The sequence below is a fragment of the Planococcus circulans genome (assembly GCF_020023385.1).
Taxonomy (GTDB): Bacteria; Bacillota; Bacilli; order Bacillales_A; family Planococcaceae; genus Planococcus.
Window position 1 is genome coordinate 48,762 of the sequence record NZ_JAIQCL010000014.1, and the last position, 16,430, is coordinate 65,191.

A 16,430-nucleotide genomic window follows, 5' to 3' on the forward strand; every position below is an offset into this window, starting at 1 on the left:
CATACCAAGGAGGTGCGACAGAATGCATGTTAAAAAAGGCGATACAGTTAAGGTAATCTCAGGCAAAGACAAAGGCAAAACAGGCGTTGTTTTGACTGCTTTACCTAAGAAAGACCGTGTGCTTGTTGAAGGTGTCAACATCATCAAAAAGCATACAAAACCGAACCAGGCAAATCCGCAAGGTGGAATTGTCAGCCAAGAAGCAGCAATTCACGTTTCTAACGTAATGTTACTTGACCCTAAATCCGGCGAGCCGACTCGTGTTGGATACAAGGTTGAAGATGGTAAAAAAGTTCGTGTTGCAAAAAAATCCGGCGAAAAATTAGATAAATAAAATTCCTGAATGAAGGGAGGTACACACATGAACCGCCTAAAAGAAAAATATGTCAATGAAATCACTCCTGCTCTAGTGAGCAAGTTTGAATATAAATCGGTAATGCAGGCACCTGAAGTAAACAAAATCGTCATCAACATGGGTGTAGGCGAAGCTGTTCAAAACACGAAGTCACTTGACTCCGCGGTTGAAGAACTACAAACAATTACTGGCCAAAAGCCAATCATCACTAAAGCTAAGAAATCTATCGCTGGCTTCCGTCTACGTGAAGGTATGCCAATCGGATGTAAAGTTACACTACGCGGAGAGCGTATGTACGACTTCCTGGATAAATTGATTGCTATCTCACTTCCACGTGTTCGTGACTTCCGTGGCGTATCGAACAAATCGTTCGACGGACGCGGTAACTACACACTTGGCGTGAAAGAACAATTGATCTTCCCTGAAATCGACTATGATAAAGTTAACAAAGTACGCGGTATGGACATCGTAATTGTAACAACTGCGAACTCTGATGAAGAAGCTCGTGAGTTATTAACACAATTCGGAATGCCGTTCCAAAAGTAAACGTGAGGGAGGCGTAAACGTGGCTAAAAAATCTATGATCGCAAAACAAAAACGCACGCCAAAGTTTAAAGTACAAGAGTACACACGCTGTGAACGATGCGGACGTCCGCATTCAGTATTACGCAAATTTAAACTTTGCCGTATTTGTTTCCGTGAACTTGCATATGTGGGACAAATTCCTGGCGTCAAAAAAGCCAGCTGGTAATCCCCTAATTTGGGAAGGAGGTAAAAGTAATGACAATGACAGATCCGATTGCAGATATGCTGACACGCATTCGTAACGCAAACATGGTTCGTCACGAGAAATTAGAGCTTCCGGCTTCTAATGTGAAAAAAGACATCGCTGAAATCCTTAAGCGTGAAGGTTTCGTTCGTGACGTAGAATATGTTGAAGATGATAAACAAGGCATGATCCGGATTTTCCTTAAATACGGAGCTAACAACGAACGCGTTATTACTGGATTGAAACGTATTTCAAAACCAGGATTACGTGTTTACGCTAAAACTAACGAGGTGCCACGTGTACTAAACGGTCTTGGAATCGCTTTAGTCTCAACATCACAAGGTTTGGTAACTGATAAAGAAGCCCGCGCGAAACAAATCGGCGGAGAAATCATAGCATACGTTTGGTAACAAGCAACAAACGAATGGAGGTGCAACAGAATGTCACGTGTAGGTAAAAAACCAATCGAGGTTCCTGCTAACGTTACCGTTACTCTTGGAGACAAGAACACCGTAACTGTTAAAGGACCTAAAGGCGAGTTGACTCGCGTATTTAACAAAGATATTACAATCGCACAAGAAGAAAACGTGCTAACATTGACACGTCCTTCAGATTCTAAAGATCACCGCACAAACCACGGTACGTCTCGTGCTTTGCTTGCGAACATGGTCACTGGAGTTTCAGAAGGATTCCAACGTTCACTTGAACTAGTTGGTGTTGGTTACCGTGCTCAATTGCAAGGACAGAAATTGGTGCTTAACGTAGGTTACTCTCACCCGGTTGAATTCACACCGGAAGATGGCGTAACAGTTGAAGTTCCAGCTAACACTAAAGTCATTGTTAAAGGCATCGATAAAGAACGCGTTGGAGCTCTTGCTTCAAACATCCGCCAAGTACGTCCACCAGAGCCATATAAAGGCAAAGGTATTCGTTACGAAGGGGAAGTAGTTCGCCGCAAAGAAGGTAAAACAGGTAAATAATGCTGCTTAGGCAGGCTGAAAGGAGTGACCTCAGTGATTACGAAACTCGATAAAAACGCATCTCGTAAAAAACGTCATGCACGCGTACGTTCTAAAATTACGGGTACAGCACAACGCCCGCGTTTGAACGTATTCCGTTCGAATAAATACATCTACGCTCAATTGATCGACGATATGAATGGCGTTACACTTGCAAGTGCATCATCTATGGAGAAGGATTTCTCAGTAGAATCAACTGGCAACGTGGAAGCTGCAGCTAAAGTCGGCGAAACAATCGCAAAACGCGCTACTGAAAACGGCTTGAAATCGGTTGTTTTTGACCGCGGTGGTTATTTATATCATGGACGCGTAAAAGCATTAGCAGAAGCTGCACGTGAAAATGGTTTAGAATTCTAAAAAAAGGAGGGACACATTTCATGAGTCGTATTGATTCAAACAAACTTGAACTTGAAGAACGCGTAGTTACAATCAATCGCGTAGCTAAAGTTGTAAAAGGTGGACGTCGTTTCCGTTTCTCCGCATTAGTTGTTGTAGGCGACAGAAATGGTAATGTTGGTTTTGGTACTGGTAAAGCTCAAGAAGTTCCAGATGCTATCCGCAAAGCCATTGAAGATGCGAAGAAAAACCTTATTGAAGTACCAATGGTTAAAGGTACTACTCCACACTTAGTAATCGGTCGTTTTGGCGCAGGCCAAATTCTTATCAAACCTGCTTCTCCAGGTACTGGTGTAATTGCTGGCGGACCTGTTCGTGCGGTACTTGAATTGGCTGGGGTACAGGATATTCTATCTAAATCTCTAGGTTCAAGCACACCAATCAACATGGTACGTGCAACTATTAACGGTTTAACTCAATTGAAGAGTGCCGAAGAAGTCGCAAAACTTCGCGGTAAATCAGTTGCAGAACTGTTAGGATAAGGAGGGAAAATCACATGGCAACTAAATTGGAAATTACCCTCACAAAATCTGTGATCGGTTCTAAACCGACACAACGTAAAACTGTTCAATCATTGGGATTGCGCAAAATGCATCAAACAGTTGAGCACCAAGACAATGCAGCCGTTCGCGGTATGCTTGATAAAGTCGCTCACTTAGTAACTATCAAAGAAATTTAATTACGGATTTCTATAGAAGGAGGTGCCAACCAAATGAAACTTCATGAATTAAAACCGGCAGAAGGTTCACGCAGCTCAAGAAAGCGTATCGGACGCGGTATCGGTTCAGGTACTGGTAAAACAGCAGGTAAAGGTCATAAAGGTCAAAACGCACGTTCAGGCGGCGGTGTTCGTCCTGGATTCGAAGGTGGTCAAAACCCTTTGTTCCGTCGTTTGCCTAAACGTGGATTTACCAACATCAACCGCAAAGATTATGCAGTAGTGAACGTGGAAGTGCTTAACCGTTTCGACGAAGGCACAGAAGTAACACCTGCATTGTTAATTGAAACAGGTGTTGTGAGCAATGAACGTTCTGGAATCAAAATTCTGGGCAATGGTAGCCTAGAAAAGAAATTGACAGTAAAAGCTCACAAATTCTCTGGATCAGCTAAAGAAGCGATTGAAGCTGCCGGCGGACAAACCGAGGTGGTTTAATGTTTCAGACAATCTCTAATTTTATGCGCGTGACTGATATTCGAAATAAAATATTCTTTACATTACTGATGCTCATCATTTTCCGTATTGGAACTTTTGTTCCAGTACCGAATGTTGACGCTTCGGTTTTGCAAGCTACTGACCAGATGGGTCTGGTTGGATTCTTAAATACTTTCGGTGGAGGTGCCCTTGCTAACTTTTCGATTTTAGCGATGGGAATTATGCCATACATTACAGCATCAATCATTGTGCAATTATTGCAGATGGATGTTGTACCGAAATTTGCAGAGTGGGCGAAACAAGGTGAAGTCGGAAGACGGAAACTTGCTCAATTCACTCGCTATTTCACAATCGTTCTTGCCTTTATTCAAGCAATCGGTATGTCTTATGGATTTAACCAAATGTACGGCGGTTCTTTAATTCAGAATGACACGATTTCAACTTATGTTGTCATCGCTATTGTATTGACTGCGGGTACGGCATTTCTACTGTGGCTTGGTGAGCAGATTACGGCAAAAGGTGTGGGGAACGGTATTTCGATTATCATCTTCGCAGGGATTGTCGCTGCAGTACCAGGTGCTGTCAACCAATTATATGCACAGCAGATCCAAGGAGCTGGAGATCAGCTGCCGATCAATATTGCCATTATGGCATTGCTTGCATTAGCTGTTGTTGCCATTACAGTTTTGGTCATTTACGTTCAACAAGCGTTGCGTAAAATACCGATTCAGTATGCGAAGCGAGTTGCTGGCCGTGGCCAGACAACAAGCGGGCAGCAAACACACTTACCTTTGAAAGTGAACGCGGCCGGAGTTATCCCGGTAATCTTTGCAGTAGCGTTTATCATAACGCCGCAAACCATTGCTTCTTTCTTTGGTGCCAACGCGTTTACAGAAGCGATTCAGAATACGTTCGATTATACGCGCCCTGTCGGCATGATCATTTATGTCGCTTTGATCGTAGCATTCACGTACTTCTACGCATTTATTCAGGTTAATCCTGAGAACGTGTCGGATAACCTGAAAAAGCAAGGTGCATATATTCCGGGGATCCGTCCGGGTAAAAATACACAGGATTATTTAACAAGCGTGTTATACCGATTGACATTCGTTGGTGCCATTTTCCTTGCAGTCATTGCCATTCTACCGATTTTCTTCATCAACATTGCGAATTTACCGCAATCGGCGCAAATCGGCGGAACGAGTCTTCTGATTGTTGTTGGGGTAGCACTTGAAACGATGAAGCAATTGGAATCTCAGCTTGTAAAACGTCATTATAAAGGCTTTATGAAATAATCAGTAGGATTTAAAAGGGGCGTGAAAGCGTCTCTTATCCAATTGTCTGAGGGGGAAAACGTATGAATATCGTATTAATGGGTCTACCGGGTGCCGGAAAAGGTACTCAAGCAGACGAAATTGTTAAGAAGTACGACATCCCTCATATTTCTACAGGTGATATGTTTCGAGCTGCTATTAAAGGCGGAACGGAACTGGGCTTGAAAGCAAAATCATTCATGGATCAAGGTGCTCTAGTGCCTGATGAAGTGACAATCGGCATTGTCCGGGAACGATTAAGCGAAAAGGACTGTGAAGAAGGCTTCTTATTAGATGGCTTTCCACGCACGGTTCCTCAAGCTGAAGCGTTGGAATCTCTTTTGGCCGATCTTGATAAGCGAATCGAGCATGTCGTAAATATCCAAGTTGAACAAGACGAACTAATTGCACGTTTAACAGGCCGATGGATCTGTAAAGTTTGTGGAACTGCTTACCATACTGTGTTTAACCCGCCGGCAATAGCTGGTGTGTGCGACAAAGATGGCGGAGAACTCTACCAGCGTGAAGATGATAAGCCTGAAACCGTCACTAAACGTTTAGAAGTAAATATGCAACAAACACAGCCGCTTCTTGATTTCTATGAAAGCAAGAACGTGCTGCAAAATATAGATGGACAGCAGGACATTCAAAAAGTATTTGCTGACATTGATGCTCTTCTAAAGGGCGACCGAGGCTAATCCCCGGCGCCGGGCGCAGTTAGTTGCCTCCATGTGGCTTTAAGGGGCACCGGAGATATGAATTTTCGAGAGCTGCAAAAGCAAACAAGGCTCAGGATATGAAAGTTGATGCAAAATGCGCTTTAGTGCAATTGAGCATTGAAACGAGTATAATGGGTTTCGTGGAAGCATCTGTGTAACGGGTTTGGAACTCATCCAAAGCAGTCCGGGCAGTCGAGGATACATGAGACAGACTGGCTTTGCCGGATTAACCCCGGCCCGCATATCTGCGGGACTCGGAGAATGTCTTTCGAATGTCACTCATGCATTTCTTGTGAATGAATGTACTACTACTATTCAATCAGCAAATACTGTTTGAAGATGAGAACCTGATTTGTATACAGAAGGGAGACTGGGTCGATGGCGAAAGACGATGTAATTGAAATCGAAGGAACTGTCGTTGAGACTTTGCCTAACGCGATGTTTAAAGTGGAATTGGAAAACGGCCATACGATTCTTGCGCACGTATCAGGCAAGATTCGCATGCATTTCATCCGCATTCTGCCAGGAGATAAAGTGACAGTGGAACTTTCTCCTTATGATTTAACACGCGGTCGTATCACATACCGTTTTAAATAATCTTTTGCACTCCGGACTATAAGGAGGTTGGGTTAGATGAAAGTGAGACCATCTGTAAAACCGATCTGTGAAAAATGTAAAGTTATTCGCAGAAACGGTAAAGTAATGGTAATCTGTGAAAATCCGAAACACAAACAAAGACAAGGCTAATTTTGAAGGAGGTGCATCGCACACATGGCACGTATTGCTGGTGTTGACATTCCGCGCGACAAACGCGTTGTTATTTCATTAACATACATTTTCGGTGTTGGTAAAACAACTGCACAGAAAGTTCTTTCTGCTGCTGGTATCTCTGAAGAGACACGCGTTCGTGATCTTACAGAAGACGAGTTGAACAATATCCGTGAACAATTAGATCAATACAAAATCGAAGGTGACCTTCGCCGTGAAGTTTCAATGAACATCAAACGCTTGATGGAAATTGCTAGCTTCCGAGGAATCCGTCATCGTCGTGGACTACCTGTCCGCGGTCAAAATACGAAGAACAATGCGCGTACGCGTAAAGGTCCTCGTAAAACTGTAGCTAACAAGAAAAAATAATCAGTAAAGGAGGTTTCTTCTTAACATGGCACGTAAACAACAAACTCGTAAGCGTCGTGTGAAAAAGAATATCGAATCTGGTATTGCTCACATCCGCTCAACATTCAATAACACAATCGTTACTATCACTGATATGCAGGGTAACGCTGTTTCATGGTCAAGTGCAGGAGCTCTAGGATTTAGAGGTTCACGTAAATCTACTCCTTTCGCTGCGCAAATGGCTGCTGAAACTGCTGCTAAAACATCAATCGAGCACGGTCTTAAAACTCTAGAAGTTACAGTTAAAGGTCCTGGTTCAGGTCGTGAAGCTGCTATCCGTGCGCTTCAAGCTGCTGGACTAGAAGTTACAGCTATCAAAGATGTAACTCCAGTTCCTCATAACGGTTGCCGTCCGCCAAAACGCCGTCGCGTATAATCGTTAATCTGAATAGGATTTTTGAACATCACGACTTACTGGATGGGTTCTGAATCGTAGCGAAAGTCTGTGACTATCGAATTCTTTGATGAAGCGAAAAAAAACCGACGTTTTGAAGGAGGGTAAACTGAATGCTCGAAATAGAAAAACCAAAGATTGAAACGGTTGAGATCGACAGCAATTCCAAGTTCGGAAAATTTGTTGTTGAACCTCTTGAGCGTGGATATGGAACCACTTTAGGAAACTCCTTACGTCGAATCTTACTTTCATCTTTACCTGGCGCAGCTGTTACTTCAATTCAAATTGATGGCGTTCTGCACGAATTCTCCACTGTCGAAGGTGTTGAAGAAGATGTAGCTACCATTATTTTGAATATCAAGAAGCTGGCTTTGAAAATTTACTCTGACGAAGAAAAAGTCATTGAAATTGATGTAAAAGGTGATGGAACGGTTACGGCTGCAGATATCACGCACGACAGTGACGTGGAAATTCTGAATCCGGATCTATATATTGCAACAATCGCTAAAAATGGCCACTTACGTATGCGTATGTATGCAAACAGAGGCCGTGGATATGCCCGTGCAGATCAGAACAAACGTGAAGATCTTCCAATTGGTGTTATTCCGATTGACTCTATTTACACTCCAGTTTCACGCGTTAATTTCCAAGTGGAAAACACTCGTGTGGGTCAACTGGCTCATTTCGATAAATTATCTCTTGATGTATGGACAGATGGCAGCATTGGTCCAAAAGAGGCAATTGCGCTTGGCGCAAAGATTTTTACTGAGCATTTAAATATCTTCGTGGGATTAACAGATGAGGCACAAACGGCTGAAATCATGGTTGAAAAAGAAGAAGACCAAAAAGAAAAAGTATTAGAGATGACTATCGAAGAACTTGATCTTTCGGTTCGATCTTACAACTGCTTAAAACGTGCGGGTATCAACACGGTACACGAACTGGCAAGCAAGTCGGAAGACGACATGATGAAAGTACGCAACCTCGGACGCAAATCACTTGAAGAAGTTAAAGTGAAGTTGGAAGATTTAGGCCTTGGGCTTCGTAAAGAAGACTGAGAGTTAAGATCGGATCCGAACTATTCAACAAAGGAGGGAAACTTCAATGAGAAAGCTTCAACGTACAAGTTCTCAACGTAAAGCACTATTACGTGACCTTACAACAGACTTAATCGTACATGAACGCATTCAAACGACTGAAGCTCGTGCGAAAGAAGTGCGTTCGACTGTAGAAAAAATGATTACGCTTGGTAAACGTGGAGATATTCACGCTCGCCGTAAAGCAGCAGCATGGATGCGCCGTGAGTTGGTAACAACTGCAGACGCTGAAGGCAACGAAACAACAACTTTTGCTTTGCAGAAATTGTTTGATGATGTTGCACCACGTTACGCTGACCGTCAAGGCGGTTACACACGCATTATGAAAATGGGGCCTCGTCGCGGAGATGGCGCACCTATCGTTATTATCGAATTGGTTTAATTTGAATCTATAGATTCAAATTAAAGCCTCCGGCGGGTGTCACGGATTTTGAAAGGAATTAATTGCGCTAGCGCAATTCAAAATCCGGACGCAATTATGCCGAGGCATAATTGATTTACTTGAAGGGGGTCAACAGCCCTCTTCTTTTAGCATTATGATTTATACGACAATATGAAAAGCTGAGTGTTATGATGAGCGAGCCGAAAGGCGGCGTCTCGTCTAGCTCTACGCACCTCATTCAACCCTGGCTTAAGCAACCGGGGAAGCCATAGAGACAGAAAAGCGCATTTCTCTGAATGAGGTGCGCGCTTTTTTTATTTATTTACCGTTTTACAAACGCTGTTGAAAACCAGTAGAGTAGAGATGAGCCAAGCAAGTGTTTGAGGAGGTCAGCTGAGATGAATTCGATTATATTGTCATTCGAAGATGTGACATTTACATATACGCAAGAAGACGAGTCGGTAAGACCCGCTGTAGAAGATTTATCCTTCTCGATTGAGGATGGGGAGTGGATTGCTTTGGTGGGCCACAACGGTTCAGGAAAATCAACCATCGCCAAATTGATGAACGGTTTGTTGTTTCCGCAGACAGGAAAAGTATTTGCCATGGGGAAATTGATGGCCGAAGAAAGCCTTTGGGACATCCGTTCGCAGATGGGCATGGTCTTTCAAAATCCAGACAACCAGTTTGTGGGAGCGACGGTCCAGGACGATGTCGCTTTTGCGTTGGAAAATAACGGGGTTCCGCATGAAGAAATGGTGTTACGTGTTAAAGAAGCTTTGCATCAGGTGAAGATGGAATCGTATTTTGATCACGAGCCTCATCATTTGTCCGGAGGCCAGAAACAGCGCGTGGCGATCGCTGGTGCCCTTGCTTTGCGTCCACGCCTGTTGATATTGGATGAGGCGACTTCCATGCTCGATCCCCAGGGACGCATGGAAGTCATCGAAACCATTCGTGAGTTGCGGGAAGCAACAGGCCTGACAGTGATATCGATTACCCACGATTTGGAAGAAGCGGCTATGGCTGACCGTATTCTTGTAATGAATGCGGGGCATAAACAATTGGAAGGCACGCCGGAAGCTGTTTTTCTGTCGGGCAATGAACTGACGACCCTGGGCTTGGACTTGCCATTTTCGATGCGGATGACGCATTTGCTCCGGGAAGCCGGAGTGGAGCTGCAGGGAGAACATATGACAGAAGACGAATTGGTGGATGAACTATGGACATTTTACTCCGGGAAGTAGGGTACAGCTACGCTAAAGATACGCCGTTTGAAAAGCGTGCGTTGACGAGTGTATCGCTGCATATCCCTTCTGGTTCCTATACAGCAATCATTGGACATACCGGATCGGGCAAATCGACGGTCCTTCAGCATCTGAACGCCTTGTTGAAGCCGACAGAAGGAACTGTTGTAATTGGCGAACGCAAAATCGAAGCGGGTGTGAAGGCCAAGAATCTGCGCGATGTCCGGCGCCAGGTCGGGATTGTTTTTCAATTTCCTGAACAGCAGCTTTTTGATGAGACGGTCTTGAAAGATATCATGTTCGGCCCTTTGAATTACGGAGTGCCGGAAGAAGAAGCTAGCCGCCGCGCGCATGAGTTGGTTGAACAGCTTGGACTGCCTGCCGAGGTATTGACGAAGTCTCCGTTTGATCTGTCCGGCGGCCAAATGCGCCGGGTAGCGATTGCTGGTGTGCTGGCGATGGAGCCGGATGTGCTGGTGCTGGATGAACCGACGGCCGGACTTGATCCGCGCGGCCGCCGTGAAATTATGGACCTGTTCCATCAGCTGCATATCCAAAAAGGCCTGACGACCGTTCTGGTGACCCATAGCATGGAAGATGCGGCGCGTTACGCTGATAGTGTAGCGATCATGCATAACGGACGCTGCGTGGTCACAGGAGAGCCTGAAGAGATCTTTTCGAATGAAGAGCAACTGCGGGATTATCGTTTGGAGCCGCCGCGGACGATTCGCCTGCAGCGAAAATTCGAAGACAAAGCGGGCATTAAACTCGGTGCCATTTCATTGACGGAAGAAGCGCTGGCCAAAAACATCGCTCTGGCTTTGTCGGAAGGACGTGATTCCGAATGATGGAGAAAATGATTTTTGGCCGTTTTATTCCGGGTGACTCCATCATCCACCGAATGGATCCGCGAGCGAAGATTTTGTTCGTCTTTGTTTTTATCGCTATTGTCTTTATCGCCAATAGCGCAGTGACTTACGGTATTCTGCTTGGATTCACTTTATTGGTGGTATTCCTGTCCAAAATACGGCTGTATTTCTTGATAAACGGATTGAAACCGGTCTTTATTCTCTTGATTTTTACCTTTTTCCTGCATATTTTCTTTACGCGGGAAGGCGATCTGCTGCTGGATATCGGCTTTATCGAAATTTACGAAGAAGGGCTGCGGCAAGGGATATTCATTTCCATCCGTTTCCTGGTGCTGGTGTTCATCACCAGTATCCTGACCTTGACGACTTCGCCGATTTCCATCACAGATGGCATTGAAGTGCTGCTTGGCCCCTTCAAGCGGGTCAAACTGCCGGTTCATGAACTGGCCTTGATGATGTCCATTTCCCTGCGGTTTATCCCGACTTTGATGGACGAAACAGGCAAGATCCTCAAGGCTCAGATGGCAAGGGGCTCAGACATCGGCTCAGGGCCGGTAAAAGAGCGGATAAAAGCTGTCGTGCCCTTACTGATCCCCTTGTTCGTCAGTGCCTTTAAACGGGCGGAGGATCTGGCTACGGCGATGGAAGTCCGCGGCTACCGGGGAGGCGAAGGCAGAACACGCTACCGTCAATTGGATTGGCGTTTTGTGGACAGCTTGAGTCTGCTGGTGCTGGCCGGGCTTGCGGGAATGCTTTGGTATTTCCGGCTATAAGGAGAGAAATTATGAAACGATTAAAAGCGACAATTGCCTACGACGGTTCCGGATTTGCAGGCTATCAGGTGCAGCCGGACTCGCGTACGGTCCAACTCGAATTGATGAAAGTGCTGAAAACCATCCATAAAGGAAAAGTGACGCAAGTGGTGGCAAGCGGACGGACGGACGCCAAAGTCCATGCGACGGGTCAGGTCATCCATTTTGACACGGAGTTTTCCATTCCGGTGAGCGGATGGCTGAAGGCCTTGAACGTGCTGTTGCCGGAAGACATCCGGGTCAGCTCAATCGAAGAGGTGGATCCGTCTTTTCATGCGCGCTACCATACGACGGGCAAGACCTATCGCTATAAATGGGACCGCAGTCCGATCATCAGTCCGTTTACGCGCAATTATATGGTCCATGTTAAGCAACCGCTTGATGTGGATGCGATGAGAACCGCTGCACAGGCCTTGATCGGCACGCATGATTTTTCCAGCTTTTGTGCGGCGAATACGGCAGTGGTGGATAAAGTGCGCACGATTTGGCGCGTCGATTTTGAAGAGCATGGCAATGAGCTCCATATGGTCATCGAAGGGTCCGGCTTCCTCTATAATATGGTCCGCATTATTGCGGGGACATTAACGGAAGTCGGCATCGGCAAAAGAAAGGCTGAAGAACTTGGCCGAATCGTGGCTGCAGCGGAGCGGGACGCTGCCGGAAAAACAGCGGCGGCACACGGTCTTTACCTGGAAAGCGTGATGTACAGGAGTTGAAGCAACTTTTCCTGGTGTTTTTAGAAAAACCCTTGACTTTTTACCGCTTCCGTTATAACATGATGTATGGTATTTTCATTACCCCCACGATATGCCCCGGAAGGTTATTTGTGTTTAGGGATAACGAAAAAACGGAACAGCGGAACACTGTAAAAGAATTCAAAACAGACGATTTATTAGGAGGACAATATACATGCGTACAACATTCATGGCTAAAGGTCACGAAGTAGAGCGTAAATGGTTAGTTGTCGATGCAGAAGGGCAAACTCTTGGACGTTTAGCTTCTGAAGTCGCTTCAATCTTACGCGGGAAATACAAACCAACATTCACACCAAACGTTGACACTGGTGATCACGTGATCATAATCAACGCTGAAAAGATTCACCTTACAGGCAAAAAGCTTACAGACAAAATCTACTACCGCCACACACAATACAGCGGTGGATTGAAACAGCGTACTGCACTTGAAATGCGCACAAAATACCCAACTAAAATGCTTGAATTGGCTATCAAAGGGATGCTTCCAAAGAACTCTCTAGGACGCCAAATGTTCAGAAAGCTGCATGTCTATGCTGGCCCAGAACATAACCACCAAGCACAAACACCAGAAAACTACCAGCTTCGCGGATAATACATTAGTAAATTAGAGGAGGATACACCTTTGGCACAAGTTCAATATATTGGAACAGGTCGTCGTAAAAACTCAACAGCTCGCGTACGGTTAGTACCGGGTGACGGCACAATTACTATCAACAAACGTGACGTAGCGGACTACGTTCCTTACGAAACATTACAACAGATCATCAAACAGCCACTAGTTGCTACGGATACTCTAGGAAGCTACGACATCCTTGTAAACGTAAACGGCGGTGGATTCACAGGCCAAGCCGGAGCAATCCGTCACGGTATCGCACGTGCTCTACTTACTGTAGACCCTGCATTCCGTCCTGCGTTGAAATCTGCTGGGTTGTTAACACGTGACCCACGTATGAAAGAACGTAAGAAACCAGGTCTTAAATCAGCACGTCGTGCACCTCAGTTCTCGAAACGTTAATTTCGATTTTCGTTTACAAAACACTTTCCGAAGAAATTCGGAAGGTGTTTTTTTATGTTCAACTGGAGGAGCGAACAGGTAAGATAGAAAGAAATGGGAGGGATGCCGACATGAACCGGATCAATTTAATTTGCCTGGGCGTGAAAGACATGAAGACATCTGTACAGTTTTACAGAGATGGACTCGGCTTTGAAACAGCGGAAAAAGGGGACAATCCTGAAATTGTGTTTTTTAATTCTTCAGGGACGAAACTGGAACTCTATCCATTGGAGAAATTGGCGGAAGATATCGATGAGAAGAATCCGCCAAGAGGCAGCGGATTTTCGGGCATTACTTTAGCGTATAACGCCAAGTCCAAGGGAGAAGTGGATGGAGTGATGGCTCTTGCGAAATCTGCCGGAGCGAAAATCATCAAAGAACCGAAAGATGTTTTCTGGGGCGGCTATTCTGGGTATTTCACAGATCCTGACGGCTACTACTGGGAAGTGGCATGGGGTCCGGACTTTACGTATGATGAAAATGATATGCTGGAAATTGAATCGTGAGTGATCGTGTTGGCAACTCCGGCTGTGCGGCAGATAAAAAACCGCTTAGCCGGATTTCTTATGTCTGTTAAAGTTGAGCGGCCTTGCCATTTTTCTTGTAAGGTCGAATAGATTTAAAATTGAGTTTGCTATGCTATACTTTATGGTGAGCAAAATTGATGGGGAGTGTATCGATATGTTAACTGAAGTACAAGTGCGCGAATTACTCGGAGCGTTAGAAGATCCGTTTTTACATAGATCGTTGACGGAAACAAACGGCATCACGTCCGTAACGATCAAAGAAGAGAAAAAACATGTCAGCGTGAAATTGGCGATCGCCAAAACCAACACACCTGAGCAAATGCAGCTTCAGATGAAAGTCGTCGATGTATTGAAAGAGGCAGGAGCAGGCTCTGTCGGCATCCGTTTTGAAGAGCTTCCGCCTGAAGCCTTGGCACAGTTCCGCGGAACAGCAAACGAATCAGAAGCGCAGGATCTTTTGTCTCCACTCAACAAAGTCGAATTCATTTCGATCGCCAGTGGTAAAGGCGGCGTCGGCAAATCAACGGTATCTGTCAACCTGGCAATCGCTTTGGCTCGCCTTGGCAAAAAAGTCGGCTTGATCGATGCGGATATCTACGGCTTCAGTGTGCCGGATATGATGGGCATCGACAAATCGCCGGTTGTCCGCGGCGAAACGATCATTCCGGTTGAGCGGTTCGGCGTGAAAGTCATCTCTATGGGCTTTTTCGTAGAAGATAACATGCCAGTCGTATGGCGTGGCCCAATGCTCGGCAAAGTGCTCGACCAATTCTTCCGCGATGTAGAGTGGGGAGATTTGGATTACCTTCTATTGGATCTGCCACCTGGCACAGGGGACGTTGCACTCGACATCCACCAGATGCTTCCGGCTTCCAAAGAAATCGTGATCACAACTCCTCACCCGACAGCAGCATTCGTTGCAGCGCGTGCAGGAGCGATGGCACTTCAAACTGACCACGAAGTCCTGGGCGTCATCGAAAACATGTCGTGGTACGAAAGCAAAGAGACCGGCAAGAGAGAATACCTATTCGGACAAGGCGGCGGACCAAAGCTTGCAGAAGAATTGCAGACACCGCTTCTTGGACAGATTCCAATGGGCCAGCCTGACTGGAACGAAGAGGACTTCGCTCCTTCTGTCTACCTGGAAGATCATCCGACAGGAAAAATCTATGAAGATATCGCGAAGCAAGTGCTTAAGCAATTCGCTGATAAAAAATAAAAGCTGCAGCCCGGAAGCCGTGAATGGTTTCCGGGCTTTTATTTTGGGCGATTTGCAATAGGATATGGCGATTCAGTAACAAAGCGCTGACTTTCAAGGTTTGTTCACAATCTATCCTGTGCGGTGAATGGATTTTTTTATAACCGGTTGGTACAATCTTAAAAGAACTTTAAATAACGGAGGCATTCAATTGACAATAAGAAATTGGGTTAAGTTTTTTTTGAAAGCACTTTTACTTGGTGGAGCGGTAACCGGAGTGCTTGGTTTGTTCGTCCGCTGGGATGATGTCTTTTCACAACCATTTAATGCGGGGCAGTGGGGTGAGTTTCTGGCTGGCTTTATCTGGCTGGTCATTATCGGTTTGACCATGAGCATCATCAGCCAGTTGTGTTTCTTCGCCTATCTGACGGTACATCAAATAGGGATGAATATTTTCCGCACATTGCGTCTATGGAACTGGGTTCAATTGCTGATCATCGTGGTGGTCATTACAGATTTGATTTTATTCCGTTTTGCGCCGAACGCTCAAACGACGGAACAGGTTTGGTTATATGGAATACTCCTGGCCATCCTGATTGGTACAGCAGTGGTGACAGCTTACTTCAAAGCGAAGTGGACAAATAAGGAGACATTTATTTCTGCGCTGTTCTTCATGATTGTAATTACGACGGTAGAATGGCTGCCGGCCTTGATGGTGGAAGAAGGGAATATCGACAGTTGGGTCACGTTATTGCTGTTTCCATTCCTTGCAGTGAACGCCTACCAGCTGCTGGTATTGCCGAAATACAATGCGCAATCGGATGTTGACCGCCAGAAACTGGAAGAGCGGCGCGCGGCAAGAAAAGCGCAGGCACAGTCAGCTTCTAAAAAATAAACTCATTCATCCGTTGGTTTCATTGCAGCGGGTGGATGATTTTTTATTTCCTTGAGATACCGTGGAAGTATTGAAGAACACAGACGGCTCTAGGGTTGAAGAGCGTGAGAGTGGGTTTCAGGATGAGGAATACAGAAGGAAAAAAGGGGTTTTATAAAAAACTTCCCTGAAAGTGTTGACAGGAATATAAACATGCTTTAATATAATAAAAGTCGCCAAGCAACAACGAACAACATAAACGAAACGGCGGCACACCAACTGAACCTTGAAAACTGAACAGCAAAACGTCAACAAACAGCA

The 16,430-nt window shown here is 45.3% G+C and carries 26 protein-coding genes; all 26 read left to right on the plus strand.

Annotated features, from left to right (window positions below; all coding sequences use genetic code 11):
- The first annotated feature begins 22 nt into the window (after positions 1 to 22).
- The 26 genes from rplX (at position 23) to K8U60_RS17740 (ending at position 16,130) form a co-directional block, all read left to right on the plus strand.
- The gene (gene rplX, locus K8U60_RS17615; protein ID WP_058386721.1) at positions 23 to 334 is read left to right on the plus strand and encodes a 50S ribosomal protein L24; all 312 of its coding nucleotides are present in this window, start codon (positions 23 to 25) and stop codon (positions 332 to 334) included.
- A 27-nt stretch (positions 335 to 361) separates the two neighbouring features.
- The gene (gene rplE, locus K8U60_RS17620; protein ID WP_223643193.1) at positions 362 to 901 is read left to right on the plus strand and encodes a 50S ribosomal protein L5; all 540 of its coding nucleotides are present in this window, start codon (positions 362 to 364) and stop codon (positions 899 to 901) included.
- Positions 902 to 920: 19 nt separating this feature from the next.
- Positions 921 to 1,106: a 30S ribosomal protein S14 gene (gene rpsN / locus K8U60_RS17625; RefSeq protein ID WP_006828941.1), complete on the plus strand. Its 186-nt coding sequence runs from the start codon at positions 921 to 923 to the stop codon at positions 1,104 to 1,106.
- A gap of 29 nt (positions 1,107 to 1,135) precedes the next feature.
- Positions 1,136 to 1,534, plus strand: coding sequence for a 30S ribosomal protein S8 (rpsH, locus tag K8U60_RS17630; RefSeq protein WP_006828942.1), 399 nt, complete (start codon positions 1,136 to 1,138; stop codon positions 1,532 to 1,534).
- 30 nt (positions 1,535 to 1,564) lie between these two features.
- Positions 1,565 to 2,104 carry a 50S ribosomal protein L6 gene (gene rplF, locus K8U60_RS17635; protein WP_223643195.1) on the plus strand — a complete coding sequence of 180 codons (540 nt, stop codon included), beginning with the start codon at positions 1,565 to 1,567 and terminating at the stop codon, positions 2,102 to 2,104.
- A gap of 33 nt (positions 2,105 to 2,137) precedes the next feature.
- Entirely contained in the window at positions 2,138 to 2,500 is a 363-nt protein-coding gene (gene rplR, locus K8U60_RS17640) for a 50S ribosomal protein L18 (RefSeq protein WP_191716883.1), read from the plus strand.
- Positions 2,501 to 2,520: 20 nt separating this feature from the next.
- Positions 2,521 to 3,021: a 30S ribosomal protein S5 gene (gene rpsE, locus K8U60_RS17645; protein WP_223643197.1), complete on the plus strand. Its 501-nt coding sequence runs from the start codon at positions 2,521 to 2,523 to the stop codon at positions 3,019 to 3,021.
- Positions 3,022 to 3,035: 14 nt separating this feature from the next.
- A complete protein-coding gene (rpmD, locus tag K8U60_RS17650; protein ID WP_223643199.1) occupies positions 3,036 to 3,218 on the plus strand; it encodes a 50S ribosomal protein L30 in 183 nt (60 codons plus the stop codon).
- A 33-nt stretch (positions 3,219 to 3,251) separates the two neighbouring features.
- Positions 3,252 to 3,692: a 50S ribosomal protein L15 gene (rplO, locus tag K8U60_RS17655; protein WP_008432523.1), complete on the plus strand. Its 441-nt coding sequence runs from the start codon at positions 3,252 to 3,254 to the stop codon at positions 3,690 to 3,692.
- Positions 3,692 to 4,987 (plus strand): preprotein translocase subunit SecY, encoded by a 1,296-nt coding sequence (gene secY / locus K8U60_RS17660; protein ID WP_223643201.1) that lies wholly within the window; start codon positions 3,692 to 3,694, stop codon positions 4,985 to 4,987. The genes rplO and secY overlap by 1 nt, the downstream gene beginning before the upstream one ends.
- Positions 4,988 to 5,049: 62 nt before the next feature.
- Complete coding sequence (locus tag K8U60_RS17665) at positions 5,050 to 5,703, plus strand: adenylate kinase (RefSeq protein ID WP_223643203.1); 654 nt, start codon at positions 5,050 to 5,052, stop codon at positions 5,701 to 5,703.
- 399 nt (positions 5,704 to 6,102) lie between these two features.
- Positions 6,103 to 6,321: a translation initiation factor IF-1 gene (gene infA / locus K8U60_RS17670; protein ID WP_006828950.1), complete on the plus strand. Its 219-nt coding sequence runs from the start codon at positions 6,103 to 6,105 to the stop codon at positions 6,319 to 6,321.
- A gap of 36 nt (positions 6,322 to 6,357) precedes the next feature.
- Positions 6,358 to 6,471, plus strand: a complete 114-nt coding sequence (gene rpmJ, locus K8U60_RS17675; protein WP_006828951.1) for a 50S ribosomal protein L36 — start codon at positions 6,358 to 6,360, stop codon at positions 6,469 to 6,471.
- A gap of 24 nt (positions 6,472 to 6,495) precedes the next feature.
- Positions 6,496 to 6,861 carry a 30S ribosomal protein S13 gene (gene rpsM / locus K8U60_RS17680; protein ID WP_006828952.1) on the plus strand — a complete coding sequence of 122 codons (366 nt, stop codon included), beginning with the start codon at positions 6,496 to 6,498 and terminating at the stop codon, positions 6,859 to 6,861.
- A 25-nt stretch (positions 6,862 to 6,886) separates the two neighbouring features.
- Positions 6,887 to 7,276, plus strand: coding sequence for a 30S ribosomal protein S11 (gene rpsK / locus K8U60_RS17685; RefSeq protein ID WP_006828953.1), 390 nt, complete (start codon positions 6,887 to 6,889; stop codon positions 7,274 to 7,276).
- 131 nt (positions 7,277 to 7,407) lie between these two features.
- A complete protein-coding gene (locus K8U60_RS17690; RefSeq protein WP_146559466.1) occupies positions 7,408 to 8,352 on the plus strand; it encodes a DNA-directed RNA polymerase subunit alpha in 945 nt (314 codons plus the stop codon).
- A gap of 46 nt (positions 8,353 to 8,398) precedes the next feature.
- The gene (gene rplQ / locus K8U60_RS17695) at positions 8,399 to 8,773 is read left to right on the plus strand and encodes a 50S ribosomal protein L17 (RefSeq protein ID WP_223643205.1); all 375 of its coding nucleotides are present in this window, start codon (positions 8,399 to 8,401) and stop codon (positions 8,771 to 8,773) included.
- Positions 8,774 to 9,171: 398 nt separating this feature from the next.
- Complete coding sequence (locus K8U60_RS17700) at positions 9,172 to 10,020, plus strand: energy-coupling factor ABC transporter ATP-binding protein (RefSeq protein WP_223643207.1); 849 nt, start codon at positions 9,172 to 9,174, stop codon at positions 10,018 to 10,020.
- Entirely contained in the window at positions 9,996 to 10,868 is an 873-nt protein-coding gene (locus K8U60_RS17705; RefSeq protein ID WP_223643209.1) for an energy-coupling factor ABC transporter ATP-binding protein, read from the plus strand. The genes K8U60_RS17700 and K8U60_RS17705 overlap by 25 nt, the downstream gene beginning before the upstream one ends.
- Positions 10,865 to 11,662, plus strand: coding sequence for an energy-coupling factor transporter transmembrane component T family protein (locus K8U60_RS17710; protein WP_223643211.1), 798 nt, complete (start codon positions 10,865 to 10,867; stop codon positions 11,660 to 11,662). Before K8U60_RS17705 ends, K8U60_RS17710 begins: the two co-directional genes overlap by 4 nt.
- An 11-nt stretch (positions 11,663 to 11,673) precedes the next feature.
- A complete protein-coding gene (gene truA, locus K8U60_RS17715) occupies positions 11,674 to 12,417 on the plus strand; it encodes a tRNA pseudouridine(38-40) synthase TruA (protein ID WP_223643213.1) in 744 nt (247 codons plus the stop codon).
- A gap of 193 nt (positions 12,418 to 12,610) precedes the next feature.
- A complete protein-coding gene (rplM, locus tag K8U60_RS17720) occupies positions 12,611 to 13,048 on the plus strand; it encodes a 50S ribosomal protein L13 (RefSeq protein WP_142830577.1) in 438 nt (145 codons plus the stop codon).
- A gap of 30 nt (positions 13,049 to 13,078) precedes the next feature.
- Positions 13,079 to 13,471 carry a 30S ribosomal protein S9 gene (rpsI, locus tag K8U60_RS17725; RefSeq protein WP_058386707.1) on the plus strand — a complete coding sequence of 131 codons (393 nt, stop codon included), beginning with the start codon at positions 13,079 to 13,081 and terminating at the stop codon, positions 13,469 to 13,471.
- A gap of 110 nt (positions 13,472 to 13,581) precedes the next feature.
- Positions 13,582 to 14,016: a VOC family protein gene (locus K8U60_RS17730; protein WP_223643215.1), complete on the plus strand. Its 435-nt coding sequence runs from the start codon at positions 13,582 to 13,584 to the stop codon at positions 14,014 to 14,016.
- A gap of 175 nt (positions 14,017 to 14,191) precedes the next feature.
- Positions 14,192 to 15,256, plus strand: a complete 1,065-nt coding sequence (locus K8U60_RS17735; RefSeq protein WP_223643217.1) for an Mrp/NBP35 family ATP-binding protein — start codon at positions 14,192 to 14,194, stop codon at positions 15,254 to 15,256.
- Between the two features lie 190 nt (positions 15,257 to 15,446).
- Positions 15,447 to 16,130: a KinB-signaling pathway activation protein gene (locus K8U60_RS17740; protein WP_223643219.1), complete on the plus strand. Its 684-nt coding sequence runs from the start codon at positions 15,447 to 15,449 to the stop codon at positions 16,128 to 16,130.
- Positions 16,131 to 16,430 lie beyond the last annotated feature (300 nt).

Coding starts and splice junctions, on each gene's coding strand:
- rplX (WP_058386721.1), top strand. CDS start 23: ATGCATGTTAAAAAAGGCGATACAGTTAAGGTAATCTCAGGCAAAGAC.
- rplE (WP_223643193.1), top strand. CDS start 362: ATGAACCGCCTAAAAGAAAAATATGTCAATGAAATCACTCCTGCTCTA.
- rpsH (WP_006828942.1), top strand. CDS start 1,136: ATGACAATGACAGATCCGATTGCAGATATGCTGACACGCATTCGTAAC.
- rplF (WP_223643195.1), top strand. CDS start 1,565: ATGTCACGTGTAGGTAAAAAACCAATCGAGGTTCCTGCTAACGTTACC.
- rpsE (WP_223643197.1), top strand. CDS start 2,521: ATGAGTCGTATTGATTCAAACAAACTTGAACTTGAAGAACGCGTAGTT.
- rpmD (WP_223643199.1), top strand. CDS start 3,036: ATGGCAACTAAATTGGAAATTACCCTCACAAAATCTGTGATCGGTTCT.
- rplO (WP_008432523.1), top strand. CDS start 3,252: ATGAAACTTCATGAATTAAAACCGGCAGAAGGTTCACGCAGCTCAAGA.
- secY (WP_223643201.1), top strand. CDS start 3,692: ATGTTTCAGACAATCTCTAATTTTATGCGCGTGACTGATATTCGAAAT.
- K8U60_RS17665 (WP_223643203.1), top strand. CDS start 5,050: ATGAATATCGTATTAATGGGTCTACCGGGTGCCGGAAAAGGTACTCAA.
- infA (WP_006828950.1), top strand. CDS start 6,103: ATGGCGAAAGACGATGTAATTGAAATCGAAGGAACTGTCGTTGAGACT.
- rpmJ (WP_006828951.1), top strand. CDS start 6,358: ATGAAAGTGAGACCATCTGTAAAACCGATCTGTGAAAAATGTAAAGTT.
- rpsM (WP_006828952.1), top strand. CDS start 6,496: ATGGCACGTATTGCTGGTGTTGACATTCCGCGCGACAAACGCGTTGTT.
- rpsK (WP_006828953.1), top strand. CDS start 6,887: ATGGCACGTAAACAACAAACTCGTAAGCGTCGTGTGAAAAAGAATATC.
- K8U60_RS17690 (WP_146559466.1), top strand. CDS start 7,408: ATGCTCGAAATAGAAAAACCAAAGATTGAAACGGTTGAGATCGACAGC.
- rplQ (WP_223643205.1), top strand. CDS start 8,399: ATGAGAAAGCTTCAACGTACAAGTTCTCAACGTAAAGCACTATTACGT.
- K8U60_RS17700 (WP_223643207.1), top strand. CDS start 9,172: ATGAATTCGATTATATTGTCATTCGAAGATGTGACATTTACATATACG.
- K8U60_RS17705 (WP_223643209.1), top strand. CDS start 9,996: ATGGACATTTTACTCCGGGAAGTAGGGTACAGCTACGCTAAAGATACG.
- K8U60_RS17710 (WP_223643211.1), top strand. CDS start 10,865: ATGATGGAGAAAATGATTTTTGGCCGTTTTATTCCGGGTGACTCCATC.
- truA (WP_223643213.1), top strand. CDS start 11,674: ATGAAACGATTAAAAGCGACAATTGCCTACGACGGTTCCGGATTTGCA.
- rplM (WP_142830577.1), top strand. CDS start 12,611: ATGCGTACAACATTCATGGCTAAAGGTCACGAAGTAGAGCGTAAATGG.
- K8U60_RS17730 (WP_223643215.1), top strand. CDS start 13,582: ATGAACCGGATCAATTTAATTTGCCTGGGCGTGAAAGACATGAAGACA.
- K8U60_RS17735 (WP_223643217.1), top strand. CDS start 14,192: ATGTTAACTGAAGTACAAGTGCGCGAATTACTCGGAGCGTTAGAAGAT.